Genomic DNA, 365 nt, shown 5'->3' with positions numbered 1-365 from the left:
TGCAGCGTCCCGCTAACGTTCATCACCTCAACCGCAAGAGCGCTGTCATCCGGGCTGCGGTAATACGTGGTCGATCCTACCGGAATATTCGCGATATCCGCCTGCGCCGCCGCCAGCGTCGCGTACTGCTTACTGAGCGGGATCAGGTTCTGCCTGACTTCATCGTTTTTCGCCATCATTCCGCGCCAGGTATCCAGATCATCGCCAGCGCGATCTGGTTCAGTCAGCGCAGACCCATTGACCAGCTTATCCAGGCGCTCGGCATTATCGAGCAGCACAGCGGGAGACGTACTCCCCAGCTCCGGGTTAAAGGCCATGTTTTTTGCTCCAAAAAAGGCGTTCGCCCAAACGAGGGTTTGAGCGAA

The 365-nt window shown here is 57.5% G+C and carries 1 pseudogene; it reads right to left on the bottom strand.

From position 1 onward, the window contains the following. Positions 1 to 317: pseudogene (locus AS136_RS25970) on the bottom strand (flagellar biosynthesis protein); the annotation flags it as partial. Positions 318 to 365: the final 48 nt, after the last annotated feature.

This window comes from Klebsiella sp. D5A (genome assembly GCF_001620885.1).
In the GTDB taxonomy this organism is placed as follows: Bacteria; Pseudomonadota; Gammaproteobacteria; order Enterobacterales; family Enterobacteriaceae; genus Klebsiella; species Klebsiella variicola.
This window is presented reverse-complemented; position numbering and strand designations above follow the sequence as displayed.